Here is a 2,115-nt window from a genome sequence, read left to right as displayed (position 1 = left end):
ACAGGGAACAGGGAACAGGGAATCGGGAATCGGGAATCGGGAGTCGGGAATCGGGAGCAGGGAGCAGGGAGCAGGGTGAATAAAATGGCTGCATCTTACTCTCAAAGTCCCCCTTTTTAAGGGGGATTTAGGGGGATCCCTTTGTACCTCATGGGAAAGAGAATTGCTATAACCTGAAGCCTAATCCCTGACCGAATTCAAAACCGCTATATTATTATCTATCCAAAGTTTTATAATAGGGTCAATTAATTTACGATATCAACATAGTAATGTCAATCAGCTAGGCTATCATAAGTGGTCGAATACAAGTAAAATAACTTCCGACTCCCGACTCCCGACTCCCGACTCCCGACTCCCTAAAACCTAGATTGACAACTGCTATACCATTAGTTAAATTATTTATGAGCAAAAATTATGCGATCGCTATTGGTATTAATGAATACCAATTCCTACAACCATTAGACTATGCCAGCAATGATGCGTGGTTAGTACAAAAGCTATTTAGGGAAGAGTTAGGGTTTGAGCGAGTATTTGTATTTACCGATACAACTAAACAAGGGATAATTCCCACACGGGCTAACCTTTTAAATTTTATAGCCCATTTGTCCATGGAGCCATTTCTGGAACCAACTGACAATTTCTGGTTCTTTTTTCGCGGCCATGGAATCAACCATAAGGGCTCTAATTATTTAATGCCTGTAGATGGCCAACTTGATGATATCGACAATACTGCCATTTCCATTGCTGAAATTACCAAATACCTGAACAAGTGTGGTAGTGGTAATACCATTTTATTGTTAGATATTTTCTATCAACAAATAAAAACTGACTTTCCTCTAGAATATCTTGATTACGCCAAATTAACTAATCATAATATTACCACATTTTTTGCCCAGTCGTCTAGTCAATTGTCCTATAATATTCCCTTTTTAAAATACGGTGTATTTGCCTATGCTCTTACGGAAGCATTAGGAGATAGAGGACAATGCTCAACTGTCGCAAAATTAGACAACTATTTACACCATCGAGTATCTCACCTTGTCCAACAATATCATCAAGCAGACCAAACCCCAGCTCTGATATCATCACAAGTGAATCAGATTCTGATTGCCAAACATGCCACCAAGCAAGATATTAACACTCTCAAAAACTCGGCATTACAAGCAGAAACCAAAGGTGAACTAGAAGCCGCTAAAAATCTGTGGATTCAAGTTTTAGCTGTTGTGGCTACAGACACCGACGGGATAGATGCCCTGCCACGTATTTATATCAATCAGTTTTACTCAACAAGCAACTTTAAGCAATCGTCTCATCAGCCATCATTAGTAAATCCCCTTGGTCATAACCAGGCTGAGATATCAACCAAACACTATTCCACCGTAGCAGTAGTAAATCCCACGACTCAACACAGCAACAGCAAAATTGTCAAGCATTCGCCACACCAGACAACCAGTGATATTATCTCCAAGGAAAAAACTGCAAGCCATATCGAGATAGAACAATTTGTAACTTACGAGCAGTTAGCTACCTTCCTCTCCGCACAAAATTGGCGAGAAGCAGACAAAGCCACCTCAAAATTACTCCTTGAAATTAGTGGACGCCAAAAAGAAGGCTGGTTGACCATCGCAGCTATCAATAAATTAAACCCTCACACTCTGCAATTAATAGACAAAATTTGGCACCAACACAGCCACGGTAGGTTTGGATTCTCTGTGCAAAAGCAGATTTGGGAAACCATTGAAGGTAGTGAAAATCCCAACTATCACGTCTGGTGTCACTATTGCGATCGCTTAGGTTGGCGTGTTAACGATAACTGGTCTTTCTACTCAAGTTTAACCTTCGATATTACTGCACCAAAAGGACATTTTCCTGCCGCCGGAATTATTAATATTATCAATCCTTGGAAAGGGTGGAGTGTAGGGGCTTTTGCTTGTGTTAATGGTTTTATTAGCCTGATAGATCAATTAAAATAATCGGGAATCGGGAATCGGGAATCGGGAATCGGGAATCGGGAGTGTGGGGAGATGGGGAGATGGGGAGATGGGGAGATGGGGAGATGGGGAGCTGGGGAGATGGGGAGATGAGGAGTCAGATAGTTGAGAATTGCTATAATGA

At 41.2% G+C, this 2,115-nt stretch carries 1 protein-coding gene; it reads left to right on the top strand.

Annotated features, from left to right (window positions below; genetic code table 11):
* Nucleotides 1-401 precede the first annotated feature (401 nt).
* Nucleotides 402-1,973, top strand: coding sequence for a GUN4 domain-containing protein (locus F6K49_RS43350; RefSeq protein WP_293107858.1), 1,572 nt, complete (start codon nt 402-404; stop codon nt 1,971-1,973).
* Nucleotides 1,974-2,115: the final 142 nt, after the last annotated feature.

Source organism: Moorena sp. SIO3I6 (genome assembly GCF_010672095.1).
This window is presented reverse-complemented; position numbering and strand designations above follow the sequence as displayed.